Below are 14,238 nucleotides of genomic sequence, written 5' to 3' on the forward strand. Positions count from 1 at the left end.
CGGTCATCGCGCGGGAGGGTGCGGGGTGGAGCGGGCGTAGCGGGCCGTCAGGGCGCGCAGGTGTTCCACCAGTTCGGGGGGTTCGGTGACCTGGAAGTCCAGGTCGAGCATGCCGAGGTGGACGGCCAGGGTGTTCAGGGTGTCCGCCCCGGTGTGCAGGACGCAGGTGTGCTCGTCCACCGCCTCCACGACGCCGACCGCCGGATTGATCCGCTCGGACACGACCTCGGCCGGGCCCCGCACCACCACCCGGGCCCGGTGGCGCCACGCCGCCGCCGAGGCCCCGCGCGCGACGTAGGCGGCCGCGCCGCCCTCTGGCGGGTCGCGCGGAGGGAAGCGCGGCCCGGTGGGGGTGCGCGGCTCGACGCGGTCGACCCGGAACGTGCGCCAGTCCTCGCGCTCGACGTCCCAGGCGACGAGATACCAGCGGCGGCCCCACGAGACGAGCCGATGCGGTTCGACGATCCGGACGCCGGACGAGCCGTCGTGCGCGCGGTAGTCGAACCGCAGCCGTTCGCGGTCCCGGCAGGCCGACGCCAGCGTGGTCAGCACGCTCGCGTCGACCGTCGGCCCCGGCCGGTCGGCCGGCACCGGCTCGACGTAGGTCTGCAGCGCGGTCACCCGGTGTCTCAGCCGGGACGGCAGCACCTGTTCCAGCTTGGCGAGCGCGCGCACCGAGGTCTCCTCTATGCCCGCGACCGCGCCGCGGGCGGAGGTGCGCAGGCCGATCGCCACGGCCACCGCCTCCTCGTCGTCCAGCAGCAACGGCGGCATCGCGGTGCCGGCGGCGAGGCGGTAGCCGCCGTCCGTCCCCCGGGTCGCGTTCACCGGGTAGCCGAGCTCGCGCAGCCGGTCGACGTCCCGGCGCACGGTCCGCTCGCTCACCCCCAGCCGCTCCGCCAGGTCAGCACCCGCCCAGTCGCGCTTGGCCTGCAACAGCGACAGCAGTCGCAGCAGTCGTGCCGAGGTTTCCAACATGCCGCCAAGCCTGCCATCCCTTTAGGACAGGAGTTGACCGGAAGGGTCCGTATCGTTCCTGTCATGAGCGAGAACACCGAGATCAAGCCCTTCCGCATCGACGTCCCCCAGGCCCGGCTGGACGACCTGAACGACCGGCTCGACCGCACGCTGTGGCCGGACGAGATCCCGGGCACCGGGTGGGACTACGGCGTTCCGGTCGAGTACGTGAAGAGGCTCGCCGAGTACTGGCGCCACGGATACGACTGGCGCGCGTGGGAGGCGAAGCTCAATCGGTACCCGCAGTTCACCACCGAGATCGATGGCCAGAACATCCACTTCCTGCACGTCCGCTCCCGGCACGAGAACGCGCTGCCGCTGATCCTCACGCACGGCTGGCCCGGCTCCGTCGTCGAGTACCTGAAGATCATCGACCTGCTCACCGACCCGGACGACCCGGCGCGGGCGTTCCACGTGGTGATCCCCTCGCTGCCCGGCTTCGGCTTCTCGGGGCCGACCAAGGAGCGGGGCTGGAACCGCTACCGCACCGCCAGGGCGTGGGCGGAGCTGATGCGGCGGCTCGGCTACGACCGCTACGGCGCGGCGGGCAACGACGGGGGCTCGATGGTCAGCCCCGAACTCGGCCGGGTGGCGCCCGAGCACGTCGTCGGCGTGCACGTCACGCAGATCTTCTCCTTCCCCTCCGGCGACCCGGCCGAGTTCGAGAAGGTCACCGCCGAGGAGCACAAGGCGCTGGAAGTGCTGAAGTGGTTCTACGACAACAAGATGGCGTTCAACACGCTGCTCTCCCAGCAGCCGCAGACGCTGTCGTACGCGATCTACGACTCGCCGGTGGGGCTGCTGGGCTGGAACTCCCAGCTCTTCGGCGACGCCGCCGACATCGACGCCGACTTCGTGCTGACCAACACGATGCTCTACTGGCTGACCGGCACCGCGACGTCCGCCACCCGGTTCTACTACGAGGACGCCCGCGCCGAGCAGCCCAAGGAGCCCACCACCGTTCCCCTCGGCCTGGCGATGTTCGACGGCGACTTCATCTCCATGCGCACGTTCGCCGGCCGCGATCACACCAACATCGTCCACTGGAAGTCCTACGACCGGGGCGGCCACTACGCCGCCCACGTGGTCCCCGAGGTCCTGGCCGAAGACCTCCGCACCTTCTTCACCCTCGTCCGCTGACCACGACCGTCCCGGCCCTCCACACCCCGGCGGAGGGCCGGGACGGTCATGGGATGCGTCGTCAGAGGCGGGCGCGTGCCGCGGCCGCGTCGAGTGCGGGGGCGAGTGGCGCCAGCGCGGTCCGCATCAGGTCCGGCAGCGAGCCCGACGGCACCACGAGGCCGCTCGCCGACGCGGGCGCGGCCGTCGATCGCAGCCACCGCCGGAGCGCGATCTTGGCGGCCGCGCCGACGCCGGCGGAGAGCACCTGAGCGGTCAGCGGGTCCATGCCCGGGCAGCGTCCGGCGATGGCCTCGGCGAGCGGTCCTTCGATCGCGGCGGCCGTGTCCGCGTAGCAGGCGCGCAGGGCGGGACTGCTGGTGATCATCAGCAGGGCGTCGCGCGCGTCGTCGCCCGGATCGGTGTACTGGCCGACGACGGCGTCGATGACGGCGTCGGCGAGGCCGGCATCGGCGGGACGGGCGGCGACGGCCGCCGCGACCCGTGACGCGCGCTCCTCGGTCACCGCGGCGACGATCGCCTGCTCGCGGCTTGCGAAGTAGTTGTTGTACGTCCTCGGCGACACGCCCGCGGCCTCGGCGATGTCGTCGACGCGGACGTTGCCGGGCCCGCGTTCCAGCGCGAGGCGCAGCGCCGCGGCCCGCAGAGCCTGTCTGGTGGCCTCCTTCTTCCGTTCGCGCAGGCCGGGCCGGTTCGTCGTCACGCCGCCACCATAGCGCCTTTGCATGCGCGCACGCAAAAGTGCGTACACGCAAAATTCTGCTAGTGTCGCCGCCAACCCGTTCGACAGGAATGGACCGGAGAGGACCGACACACATGCGCGCCAAAGGCATGACCTACGACACCGGCTTCGTCCGCGATGGCGTCAACTCGCTGGAACACTTCGACCCCGAGCTGGTCAGGCGAGAGCTGACCATCATCCGCGACGATCTGCACTGCAACGCCGTGCAGATCGTCGGCGGCGACCCGCGGCGCATGGAGCTCGCCGCCCGCTCCGCCGCCGAGCTGGGCCTGGAGGTCTGGTTCTCGCCGTACCCGCTGGACCTGACGGCCGACGAGATCCTCACGCTGTTCCGCGACTCCGCCGACCGGGCCGAGCGGCTGCGCGCGGCGGGAGCCGAGGTCGTGTTCGTCACCGGCGTCGAGCTGAGCATCATGAACCGAGGATTCGTCGACGGCGACCGCCTCGAGGAACGACTCGCACGCCTGCTGGCCGACCCGGACGGCCGGGCCGAGCGGCTCGCCGAAGTCAGAACCCGTATCGACCGCTTCCTCCGCACAGCCGCGGCGGCGGTCCGCGAGCGCTTCCGAGGAAAGGTCACCTACGCCGCCATACCGTTCGAGGGCGTCGACTGGGACCTGTTCGACTTCGTGACCTTCGAGCTCATCCGATCAGCGGAGGTCGCCGGCCAGTTCCGGGACGGCGTGCGCGACCTCGTCGCACAACCCAAACCGGTCGCCATCACCGGCTTCGGCACCGCGACCTGGCGCGGCGCGGGGGACGTCGCACCACGCAGCATGGAGATCCTCAAGATCGACGAGGCCACCGGCGCGATGCGGCTGGACGGGCACTACCAGCGTGACGAGGCCGGCCAGGCGGCCTACCTCGGCGAACTGCTCGACATCTTCGACAGCGAGGGCGTCGACAGCGCCTTCGTCCACCTCTTCGCGCTGCGCAACCTGCCCCACCGTCCAGACGGCGATCCCCGCGACGACCTCGACCTCGCCAGCCTCGGTATCGTCAAGGTCCTCGACGGCCGCAACGGCGACACCTACCCCGACATGCCCTGGGAACCCAAAGCCGCCTTCACCACGATCGCCGAACACTACTCCGCCTGACCTCCCGAACCGGCGGCGACCGGGGTCAGGTGCGGCGGAGGAGGGCGAGGAACATGGCGTCGGTGCCGTGGTGGTGGGGCCAGAACTGTGCGTGCGGGCCGTCGCCGAGGTGGTCGACCTCGCGGAGGTAGGCGGGGGCGTCGAGGACCTGCACGTCGCCTCTGCGCTTGACGACGTCGCCGACCACGGTGCGCGTCTCGGCCAGGTGGGGCGAGCAGGTCACGTACGCCACCACCCCGCCGGGGCGGGCGGCGTCCAGGGCGGAGCCGAGCAGCCGCCGCTGCAGGGCGCCGAGCTCGGGGACGCTGTCGGGGGATCGCCGCCAGCGGGCCTCGGGCCGCCTGCGCAGGGCGCCGAGGCCGGTGCAGGGGGCGTCGACGAGCACCCGGTCGAACACGCCGGGACGCCACGCCGGCTCGGTGCCGTCCGCGGTGATCACCCCGGCCCTGCGGGTGGCCCGCCACACCAGCCTGGCCCGGTGGAACCGCTGGTCGGCCGCGAGCAGGTGGCGGTCGTTCTGGACGGCGAGCGCGTCCAGCAGCCCGGCCTTGCCGCCCGGGCCCGCGCACATGTCGAGCCAGAGCCGGTCGGAACCCTCCACCGGCACCCGGGTGAGGGCCAGCGCGACGAGCTGGCTGGCCTCGTCCTGGACGGCCGCGCGCCCCTGCGCGACCGTCTCGATGGACGCCGGGTCGCCCTCGGGCAGGTAGGCCGCGTACGGCGAGTAGCGGGCCGCGACCGCGCCCGACTCGACGAGCTCGCCCACGGTGCTGCGTCCCGGCCAGGCGACCAGGGTCACCGCGGGACGCTCGTTGTCGGCGGCCAGCAACTCGGCCGCCTCGCCGAGGTCGCCGCCGACCGCGTCGCGCAGCGCCGAGACGATCCACCGCGGATGGCTGTAGGCCACGGCGAGATGGCCGACCGGGTCTTCCTTCACGTCCGGCGCGACGATGGGCAGCCATTCGCCGAAGTCGCGGGTGGCCACCTTGCGCAGGATCGCGTTGGCGAACTTCGAGGCGCCGGTGCCGACGCGCAGCCGCACCAGGTCGACCGTGGCGCTGACCGCGGCGTGCGGGGGCACCCGCGTCTTGAGCAACTGGTGCACGCCGAGGCGGATGGCGTCCAGCAGCGGGGGGTCGATGTCCTCCGGCGGCCGGTCGCTGCAGGCGGCGATGATCTCGTCGTAGGTGCCGAGGCCGCGCAGGGTGCCGTAGGCGAGCTCGGTCGCCAGGGCGGCGTCGCGGCCGGTCAGGCCTCGTTCGCGCAGCAGGGTGGGCATCAGCAGGTTGGCGTAGGCGTCGCGCTCGTCGACGGCTCGCAGCAGGTCGTAGGCGACGTTGCGGGCCTCGTCGCGCACGGGTTTGGGCCGCCTGCCGCCCGCGCCGGGCCTGCCGCCGCCGGCGTTCGGCCTCCTGCCGCCCGTGCGGCCGGCGCCGCTCGCAGAGCCCATCAGGCGAGCCGGTCGTCGGCGGACGGGCGCACGCCGCGCGCCCACTCGCCCGCGGTCATCACGCGCTTGCCCTGCGGCTGCACCTCGCCGAGCCGCACCGGGTGGGTGGCGGTGCCCACCAGGACGGTGTCCTTGGCGACGGCGATCTGGCCGGGCGCGAGCGCGCCGGCGCCGGGCGCCTGGGCCTGCGCGTCGGGGGCGAGCGTGACGGGGCCGAGCTTGAGCCGGGCGCCCCGGAACTCGCTCCAGGCCCCCGGGTTGGGGGTGCAGGCGCGGACCAGCCGGTCGACGCGCATCGCGGGCGCCGTCCAGTCGACCCTGGCGTCCGTCACCTCGATCTTGGGGGCGTAGCTGACGCCCTCGGCGGGCTGGGGGCGGGCCTCCAGGGCGCCGTCCTGCACGCCGTCCAGCGTCGCCAGCAGCAGGCCGGCGCCGGCCTCCGCGAGGCGGGCCAGCAGCTCACCGCTGGTGTCGGCGGGCCGGATCTCCTCGGTCACCACCCCGTACACCGGGCCGGCGTCGAGCTCCTTGACGATCTGGAAGGTCGCCGCTCCGGTGATCGGGTCGCCGTGGAGCACGGCGTGCTGCACCGGGGCGGCGCCCCGCCAGGCCGGCAGCAGCGAGAAGTGCAGGTTGATCCAGCCGTGGCGCGGGATGTCGAGCGCCGACTGCGGCAGCAGCGCGCCGTAGGCGACGACCGGGCAGCAGTCGGGGTCGATGGCCTTGAGCCGGGCGAGGAACTCGGGGTCGCCCGCCTTCGCCGGCCGGAGCACCTCGATGCCGGCGGACTCGGCCAGCTCGGCGACGGGGCTCGGATGGACTTTGCGGCCCCGCCCGGACTGGGCGTCCGGCCGGGTCACCACGGCCACCACCTCGTGCCGGGGAGAGTCGAGCAGCGCCCGGAGCGGCGGCAGGGCGGTCTGCGGGGTTCCGGCGAAGACGAGGCGCACGGTGCTAGAGAGCCTTCCCTTGAGTGGCGTGCGGCGAGAACTTGACGGCGGGCGCGGCCAGGCCGCTCCACTCGGCCTCGCGGATCGCCTTCATCGCGAGCTTGCGCTGCTTGGGGTCCATGCGGTCGATGAACAGCACGCCGTCGAGGTGGTCGGTCTCGTGCTGCACGCACCGGGCCATCAGGTCGGTGCCCTCGATGGTGATCGGCTCGCCGTGCATGTCGAAGCCCTTGGCCACGGCGCGGATCGCGCGCGGCGTCGGGAAGGTGAGGCCGGGGAAGGACAGGCAGCCCTCCTCGCCCTCCTCGTCCTTGTCCTCCGACAGGTCGAGCGTCGGGTTGATCAGGTGGCCCAGGGTGTCGTCCACGTAGTAGGTGAACACCCGCAGGCCGACGCCGATCTGCGGCGCGGCGAGCCCCGCCCCGGGCGCGTCCATCATGGTGTCGGTGAGGTCTTTGACGAGCTTGCGGAGCTCCTTGTCGAAATCCTTGACCGGCTCCGCGGGGGTGCGCAGCACCGGATCGCCGAACAGGCGGATCGACTGTATGGCCACGGAAGACTCCGTTCGCGTCACGGATTGAAGGTTCCTCTAGTTTATGGCTCGCCGCGCACCCGCCGTCTGCGCGCACGCGATCGTGCCCCGCGCCCGCCGCGAGGGCCCGTCCGGCGGCGGACGGGCCGTGTGCGGGACGGAGCCGGCCGGGCGGCGCCCCGGGACGCGGCTCAGCGGGAGCGGGCCTTCATGGCGGCTTTGCGGGCCGCCTTGGCGACGGTGGCGTCGGGGTGGTGGGCGCCGAGCAGCTCCAGCACGGCGATGGCGTCCGGGTGGCCGCTGCGGCTGATGTCGTCGACCAGGCGGAGCAGCTCGTCCCCCGCCTCCAGCGCCTCGAACTCGCCCATGGCCTCCTGGGCGTCGGGGATGTGCAGCAGCGTGGCGAGGGTGTCGACGGCGAGCCAGGTGCCGTCGTCCTCGTTGAGCACCGGCGCCGCGAGGTCGCGCACCCCCAGCCAGACCGCGGCGTGGCGCCACATCGCGGGCTCGGCCAGCGCCTCGCGCACGGCGGGCTCGGCCTCCGGGCCCATCTCCTCAAGGACGGTGCCGATCACGCCGCGCTGCCCGGGGGTGCCGGACGCCGCCACCTTGATCAGCTCGCGGGCGGCCTCCTCGGGCCGGCGGCGCTCCACCCACAGCGTCGGGGCGCTGGAGGGCGCCTCGCCCGACAGCATCGCCTCGACCAGCTCGGCGGCGCTCAGCTCGGCGAAGGAGGCGACCTCCGACATCAGCGGCGCGTCGTGCCCCTCGCGCAGAAGGTCCTGCCGGACGGCCCACACGCCGAGCGGGGTGAGCCGGACGCTGTCGGCCGTGCGCTCGAACAGCCCGCAGTAGGCAAGCAGGTCGAGGGCGGCGTCCAGCTCGGCCGGCAGCCTCTCGCGCAGCCGCCGCATCTCGGGGGCGCTCGCCTCGCAGCCGATCTCGTGGGCCTGCAGCATGCCCTCCACCAGGGCGGTGTAGGTGATGCCGTCGCTGGTGGCGTAGATCGTGGCGAGCATCTCGGTGAGGTGCTCGTCGGCCACGGCCGAACCCGTCAGCCCTTCGTCGGTGCGGTCGAGAACGTCCATGACGACCCCGTCCCAGAAGTCCATCAGGTCGGCCGGCAGCCCCGGCCCGGGGGACGCGCCGGCCTGGGTGATGCGGAGCAGACCGGCGTTCACCGCGACGATCCACACCAGGCGCAGCCGGTCGTCGCCCAGCCCGAGCAGCCCGGCCGCCTCGCGCGCGTCATCCGGCGGCAGGAAGCCCTCGGCGGTGACCTGCCGGGCGCCCGTCCAGTCGGTCAGCCGGCGGGCGTCCCGCACCAGCGGGACGGCCAGCACCGCGTCGGCGAGCTCGGCCGTCGGCGCGAGCTCGACGGGCGGGAAGCTCAGCACCTCGCCCTCGCACTCACCGCAGTCGCATTCCTCGTTGCCCCCCGCCATCTCGGCGAGCAGCGCCTCCCGCTCCTCGCCGGACACGCTTCCCAGCTCGTCGATGAGGTTTCGCAGCTCTCCGAGATCGAAGACGCCGCCGTTCCCGCTGTTGGCCATTCAGGCAACTTACTCCACACCAGCCACACGCGATGACCGACTGCGGACGTTGATCTCGACTGCTCAGTGAATGCCGCGCGAACGCGCCTTGAAGGCGGCCTTGCGTGCCGCCTTGGCGATCTCGCGGTCGGGCAGGTGGCGTCCGAGCAGGTCGAGCACCTCGGCGACGTCGGGGTGGTCCACCTGCCACATCTCTTCGATGACGTGGGCGGGCGGCGCGGCCGACGCCAGGTGCTCGGTGAACCTGTCGTGGTCGTCCTCGGTGGCCGGCACGGCCAGTGCCAGCATGTCGACGCTACCCCACAGCGTCTCCTCGGGCGTCAGCGCGGGTGCCGGAAGGTCGCGGGCGGTCAGCCAGTGGACGGCGTGCGGGCGCAGCTCGGCGTCGTCCAGGAACGGCCGCACCGCGGCGGCGGCCTCGGGGCCGAGCCGGTCGATGACCGTGACGGCCACGCCGCGCCGCGCCGCGGACTCCCCTCGCACGGCGCCGAGCAGCTCGGCCGCCGCCTCCTCCGGGGAGCGGCGGGACAGCCACGAGGCGATGTCGCGTTCGGCCTGCGCGGCGGGCACCCCGCCCAGCAGCCCGTCGATCAGGCCCGAGGCGTCCCCCTCGGCGGGGTCGGGGGCGACCGGCGCCGGCATGCCCATGCGGGTGAACGTCTCGCGCAGCCCCCACAGGCCGTGCGGGGTGAGCCGGAGGGCGTCCTCCACGCGTTCGACCGTGCCGCAGTGGGCGAGGACCTCCAGCGCGGCGTCCAGCTCGCCGGGGTCGTCGTCGCCCGGCCGGCCGCCCGCCCAGGCCTCGTCCAGGTGCTCGCGGAGCGCCGCGACGGCCATCGGGGCCTGCAGGCGGTACAGCATGTCGTGGACGGCGTACAGTTCATGGTCGAACTCGGCCGAGCCGGTGATGTCGGCCGGGCCGTCGGTGACGAACGCCACCGTGCGGGCCCACAGGTCGAGCACGTCCTGGTCGTCGCGGGCGTGCAGCGGCCGGAAGCCGGGCGTCACCGTCATGGCGGCCCTTGCGACCTCGACCATGCCGAGGGCCACCGCCAGGTGCCACGCCGTCGCGGGGGCGGCGATGCCGAGCTCCTTGGTGACGCGCGCGGCGTCCCTGGCGCGCAGCGCGCCCCGGACGGTGGGGGTGCGGTCGCCGTCGCGCATCCAGGCGACGACGCTGTGGGCGTCGCGCAGCAGGCCCACCTCGCGGACGGCGCGCGCGACCTCCTCGGGCGGGGCGAGCCGTACGGCGGGCAGCGGAGAGCAGCCGGGGCACTCGCACCCGTCGTCGGCGGTGACGCCGCGCAACCGGTGGACCGGCACGCCGAGCGCGTCGTCGCCCGAGCCCGGCGGGCCCACGGCGTCCAGCGCGGTGGGGTCGCCCTCGTCGGCCCCCATCGCGCCGAAGATGCTCTTGGCCATGCCGAACTTGGAGGTGTCGGCGAGGGCGGCCGGCATCTCCGGCGCGATCTCGTCGATCTTGGCCCGCATGCGGGCCGCCATCTTGGTGCCGATCTCCCCGCTGTCCAGCAGGAAGTCGACCAGCGTGCGCGCGGCGGCCACCGTCTCTGCCGCGCTCTCGGGCGGCGCGATGACCTTGCGGGGATAGATGTCGAGCAGCAGCTGCTCGAACGTGACAGGCGTGAAGTCCGCGAGCTCGCCGACGTCCAGGTAGTCGCTGGCGTAGTCGCACAGAAGGCGGACCTCGTCGGCGTCCACCACGACGTTCTTCGAGCGCCCCCACGCCCGGATCTCCTCGATGGCCCCGTTCACCCATTCGATCGACACAGGGAGAAACTAACGGCTTACTTTCGGCCCCGCGAATCGGCGACCTCCGGTCAGATGAGATCGATCGGATCCATACACACCCGCACCAGGTCGGGAGCCTTACGGGCGGACCTGACGCCCGCCGCCCCCTTGAGCGCGCGGGCGAGAGCCGCCCCCGCCCCGCGCGGCACCCGGACCATCAACCGCTCCTGCGGCTCCTCCGGCGCCGAGCGGGAGGTCTCCATGGGGACGGGGCCGAGCACCTGCGCCCCCTCGGGCAGCCGCAGGTCGCCCGCGATCTCCCGCAGTCCGGCGGCCGACCCGGTCAGCGTGGCCATGCGCACGGCGGGAGGGAACCCGAGGACGCCGCGTTCCGCCAGTTCGCGCTCGGCGTGCGTCACCGGGTCCCAGCGCAGGAGCGCCTGCACGGCGGGGACCGAGGAGTCGGCGAGCACCACCAGGTCGGCGGCCGGGCGCAGCAGCGCGGCGGCGTTCATCCAGCGCCGCAGCGTCTCTTCGGCGGCGCGCAGGTCGGGACGGCCGAGCAGGGCCCAGCCGTCCAGCAGGACGGCCGCCGCGTACCCGCCCTCGGCGACCGGCTCGGCGCCCGGGGTGGCGACGACGAGCGCGGGAGCGGCGCCGACGGTCGCCAGCACGCCGTCACGTCCCGAGGTCTTGACGGGGACGGACGGGAACGCGCGCCCGAGTTCCTCGGCCGTGCGCCGGGCGCCGACCACGATGGCGCGCATCCGGTTGCTCCCGCACGTGGGGCAGCGCCACATCCCGGCGATGCGGCCGCACCAGCGGCAGTACGGCGCGGCGTGACCGCTCCGCAACGCCAGCGGCCCCCCGCACAACGCCGGCCCCACCCCACCGGCGCTCTCCACCCCAAGACCCCCGGCCCCGCCCGCAGCGCTCCCGCGAACACCGCCGGTGCCGGCAGGCACATCTCCGGAATCGCCCGGACCAGGCACATCCGCGAAACCGCCAGGACCGGCCACACCTCCGGAACCGGCCGGACCGCCCGGACCGGACACACCCACCGAACCGACCGAGCCGAACAGACCCGCCGAACCAGTGGGACCGGCGGGCCCTCCGGCAGCAGCGGGACCGGAGACACCCGCCACACCAGGACGACCGGACACACCGGCCGAGCCGGCCGAGGTGAACAGAGCCGCCGGACCGGCCGTGGCCGCGGAGGTCCCGTCGATCCCCGGGATCCGCGACTCGGCGGCGGGGTGCCGTCCCCTGGACACCGGCTTCGGAGCGCCGGGTGATGCGTGTACGGACGTCACGGGCTGCTGGCAGCGGGCCGGCGCGCGGCAGTTCTGGCATGCCAGCGCCGGCAGGTAGCCGCGACGGGGCACCTGGACCAGGACCGGGCCGCTCGCAAGGCCCTGCTTGAGCGCCGCCCAGGCCGAGCTCGGCAGCCGGGCCGCCCGCGCGGCCTCGTCCCTGGCCAGCTCGGTGTCATCACCGGCGGGCCGGACCCGGGGGGCGTGCCGCCGCAGCGCCTGGCGCGGCGCGGCGATCGGCCGCGCCCAGCCCGCCGCGATCAGTTGCGTCGCCTCGGCGGTGCGGGTGTAGCCGGCGATCAGCATCGCGGCCCCGGTCTGGTGGGCGCGCAGGGCCAGCACCTCACGCGCGTGGGGGTAGGGGGCGAGCCGCTCGGCGTGCAGATCGTCCCCGTCGTCCCAGATCACCACCAGGCCGAGGTCGCGGACCGGGGCGAAGGCCGCCGCCCGTGTGCCCACCGCCACCCGCACCTGGCCGCGGAGCACCCTCAGCCATCGGCGGTACCGCTCGGCGGGGCCGAGGTCGGCGGTCAGCGCGACGTGCGCGCCGTCCCCGAGGACGCGTCCCAGCGCGGCGTCGAGAACGGCCACATCCTTGCCGTCGGGCACCACGACCACGGCACCCCTGCCGCCTCGGGAGGCGGCCAGCACGGCTTGGGCGATGCCTTCGGCCCACCTGGGCCCGCGCTCGGCGCCGGGCAGGACACTCCACACCGCCCGCGGCGACCGGCCCTCGCCCAACGCGGCCAGGAACGACTCGCCCAGGGGATACTCGTCCCACTCCCCCCGCCCGGCCGCCGCCGAACCAGGAACCCCGAGCCTCCCGGACGACCCCGAACCGGAGACTCCGGGCTGTCGGCCGGATCGGCCGTGGTCGTCCACGGAGTCAGCTCGCCGGGCCGCCGTGGAAAGTTTCCCCGGAGCCCCGGACGCCTCCCCCGGAGTGTCGCGCTCCTCCCCGGTAGCGCCGGGGAGCTCCGCACCCAGGGGAGCCTCGTCGGCCGCCGAGGTCCGGTCTCGCGCCGTCTGGTCCTGGGCCGTCCGGTTTCGCTTGGCCTCCTCGGCCTCTACCCGGGCGTGTCGCGGGGGTACGGCGAGGCGCAGGACGTCGGACATGGTGCCGGCGTATCGGTCGGCCACAGCGCGGCACAGGGCCGCGATCTGGGGCGTGAGAACCTGCTCGGAGGAGACCACCCGCTCCAGGGCGGCCAGTTTGCCCTCGTGCTCGGTGGCGTCGACGCGTTCGAGCAGGAACCCGTCGACGAGCTTGCCCGCGAAGCGCACCCTGACCCGGCAGCCGGGCGCCGCGTTCGCGGCCATCGCCTCGGGCACCACGTAGTCGAAAGGCCGGTCCAGGTGGGGCAGCGGCATGTCCACGAGCACCCGCGCGATGGGAAGGTCGGCGGCGGGCACCACCGCCCCCTTGGCCGCGCCGGTCCCCTTGCCGGACGCCGCCGCCTCGCCCCACAGGCTCCCGGGCTCGGCGCCCCCCACCGCTCCGCTCGTGTGCTCACCCGTCCCAGCGCCGGCGTCCACACCCCGGGACTCGGCCCCCTGAGCCGCCTTCGTCCCCTCGTCAGGCGTCGCGCCGCCCTGCGGCGTGCCCGGACGCCGGGGGTCGCCGGCGGCGTCGAGCGGCTCCGGCGCTTCGACGGCCTGCTGGGCGGGGCTGGCTGCGGTCACGCTTAGGTCCTACCAGACGACGCCCGCCGAGCCAGAATCAACCCGCGACGTGCGGACCGCTCAGCCGAAGCCCTCCGGACACGCGGCACCGAGCCAGCTGCCCGGCGCAGGCCCGGCGAACATGCGAATGCCACCGCGGCCCGGGGTGTCCGGGCCGCGGTGGGAGGCCGCCGCGCGGGCGTGGAGCCCGGCGGCGGTCAGGGTCAGAGGCCGACGGCCTGGCGGAGTTGGTCGGCGCGGTCGGTGCGCTCCCAGGAGAAGTTGGGCTCCTCGCGGCCGAAGTGCCCGTAGGCGGCGGTCTGCGAGTAGATCGGGCGCAACAGGTCCAGATCACGGATGATCGCCGCAGGACGCAGGTCGAACACCGTCAAGATCGCATCCTGGATCCTGGCCACGTCGATCTTCTCGGTGCCGAAGGTCTCCACGAACACCCCCACCGGCTTGGCCTTGCCGATCGCATAGGCCACCTGCACCTCGGCCCGATCGGCCAGCCCCGCGGCCACCACGTTCTTGGCCACCCACCGCATCGCGTACGCCGCCGACCGGTCCACCTTGGACGGATCCTTACCCGAGAACGCACCGCCGCCATGCCGCGCCATGCCACCGTAGGTGTCCACAATGATCTTGCGGCCGGTCAGCCCCGCGTCACCCATCGGACCGCCGATCTCGAACCGCCCGGTCGGGTTGACCAGCAGGCGGTAGCCCTCGGTCTCGATGCCGAGGTCGGCGAGCACCGGCTCGACGACGTGCTCCTTGATGTCGGGCGCCAGCATCTCCTTCAGGTCGATCTCGGGAGCGTGCTGGGTGGAGACGACGACGGTGTCCAGGCGGACGGGCCGGTCGCCGTCGTACTCGATGGTGACCTGGGTCTTGCCGTCGGGACGCAGATAGGGAACCGTGCCGTTCTTGCGCACCTCCGACAACCGCCGCGCCATACGGTGCGCCAGCGTGATCGGCAACGGCATCAGCTCAGGGGTCTCACGCGTGGCGTACCCGAACATCAGACCCTGGT

At 73.8% G+C, this 14,238-nt stretch carries 11 protein-coding genes; 2 read left to right on the forward strand and 9 right to left on the reverse strand.

The window, feature by feature from the left end:
- Window positions 1-3: 3 nt before the first annotated feature.
- On the reverse strand, window positions 4-978 hold the full coding sequence (locus ACZ6QO_RS07645; protein ID WP_465848634.1) for a helix-turn-helix transcriptional regulator: 975 nt from the start codon (window positions 976-978) through the stop codon (window positions 4-6).
- A 63-nt stretch (window positions 979-1,041) separates the two neighbouring features.
- Here ACZ6QO_RS07645 and ACZ6QO_RS07650 point away from each other — a divergent pair, with 63 nt between their 5' ends.
- Window positions 1,042-2,157, forward strand: a complete 1,116-nt coding sequence (locus ACZ6QO_RS07650) for an epoxide hydrolase family protein (protein ID WP_465848635.1) — start codon at window positions 1,042-1,044, stop codon at window positions 2,155-2,157.
- Window positions 2,158-2,218: 61 nt separating this feature from the next.
- Here ACZ6QO_RS07650 and ACZ6QO_RS07655 read toward each other — a convergent pair whose 3' ends face one another.
- On the reverse strand, window positions 2,219-2,860 hold the full coding sequence (locus ACZ6QO_RS07655) for a TetR/AcrR family transcriptional regulator (protein ID WP_465848636.1): 642 nt from the start codon (window positions 2,858-2,860) through the stop codon (window positions 2,219-2,221).
- Window positions 2,861-2,973: 113 nt separating this feature from the next.
- Between ACZ6QO_RS07655 and ACZ6QO_RS07660 the strand changes: the two genes are divergently transcribed.
- Window positions 2,974-3,996: a hypothetical protein gene (locus ACZ6QO_RS07660; RefSeq protein ID WP_465848638.1), complete on the forward strand. Its 1,023-nt coding sequence runs from the start codon at window positions 2,974-2,976 to the stop codon at window positions 3,994-3,996.
- Window positions 3,997-4,021: 25 nt separating this feature from the next.
- Here ACZ6QO_RS07660 and ACZ6QO_RS07665 read toward each other — a convergent pair whose 3' ends face one another.
- The 7 genes from ACZ6QO_RS07665 to metK all read right to left on the reverse strand — a co-directional run.
- Window positions 4,022-5,446 carry an RsmB/NOP family class I SAM-dependent RNA methyltransferase gene (locus tag ACZ6QO_RS07665; RefSeq protein WP_465848640.1) on the reverse strand — a complete coding sequence of 475 codons (1,425 nt, stop codon included), beginning with the start codon at window positions 5,444-5,446 and terminating at the stop codon, window positions 4,022-4,024.
- Window positions 5,446-6,396 carry a methionyl-tRNA formyltransferase gene (gene fmt / locus ACZ6QO_RS07670; RefSeq protein WP_465848641.1) on the reverse strand — a complete coding sequence of 317 codons (951 nt, stop codon included), beginning with the start codon at window positions 6,394-6,396 and terminating at the stop codon, window positions 5,446-5,448. Before fmt ends, ACZ6QO_RS07665 begins: the two co-directional genes overlap by 1 nt.
- A gap of 4 nt (window positions 6,397-6,400) precedes the next feature.
- Window positions 6,401-6,949, reverse strand: coding sequence for a peptide deformylase (def, locus tag ACZ6QO_RS07675; protein ID WP_465848642.1), 549 nt, complete (start codon window positions 6,947-6,949; stop codon window positions 6,401-6,403).
- A gap of 170 nt (window positions 6,950-7,119) precedes the next feature.
- Window positions 7,120-8,481, reverse strand: coding sequence for a hypothetical protein (locus ACZ6QO_RS07680; protein WP_465848644.1), 1,362 nt, complete (start codon window positions 8,479-8,481; stop codon window positions 7,120-7,122).
- Window positions 8,482-8,544: 63 nt separating this feature from the next.
- Entirely contained in the window at window positions 8,545-10,269 is a 1,725-nt protein-coding gene (locus tag ACZ6QO_RS07685; protein WP_465848645.1) for a hypothetical protein, read from the reverse strand.
- A gap of 50 nt (window positions 10,270-10,319) precedes the next feature.
- On the reverse strand, window positions 10,320-13,013 hold the full coding sequence (locus tag ACZ6QO_RS07690; RefSeq protein ID WP_465848676.1) for a primosomal protein N': 2,694 nt from the start codon (window positions 13,011-13,013) through the stop codon (window positions 10,320-10,322).
- A 416-nt stretch (window positions 13,014-13,429) separates the two neighbouring features.
- Window positions 13,430-14,238 (reverse strand): methionine adenosyltransferase (gene metK / locus ACZ6QO_RS07695; RefSeq protein WP_465848647.1); only part of this gene is annotated, 809 nt, incomplete at its 5' end.

It is taken from the genome of Sphaerisporangium sp. NPDC049457, from assembly GCF_055586705.1.

Excerpts from the sequence above, each read along its gene's own strand:
- ACZ6QO_RS07645 (WP_465848634.1), bottom strand. The coding sequence starts at position 978 with ATGTTGGAAACCTCGGCACGACTGCTGCGACTGCTGTCGCTGTTGCAG.
- ACZ6QO_RS07650 (WP_465848635.1), top strand. The coding sequence starts at position 1,042 with ATGAGCGAGAACACCGAGATCAAGCCCTTCCGCATCGACGTCCCCCAG.
- ACZ6QO_RS07660 (WP_465848638.1), top strand. The coding sequence starts at position 2,974 with ATGCGCGCCAAAGGCATGACCTACGACACCGGCTTCGTCCGCGATGGC.
- ACZ6QO_RS07665 (WP_465848640.1), bottom strand. The coding sequence starts at position 5,446 with ATGGGCTCTGCGAGCGGCGCCGGCCGCACGGGCGGCAGGAGGCCGAAC.
- ACZ6QO_RS07680 (WP_465848644.1), bottom strand. The coding sequence starts at position 8,481 with ATGGCCAACAGCGGGAACGGCGGCGTCTTCGATCTCGGAGAGCTGCGA.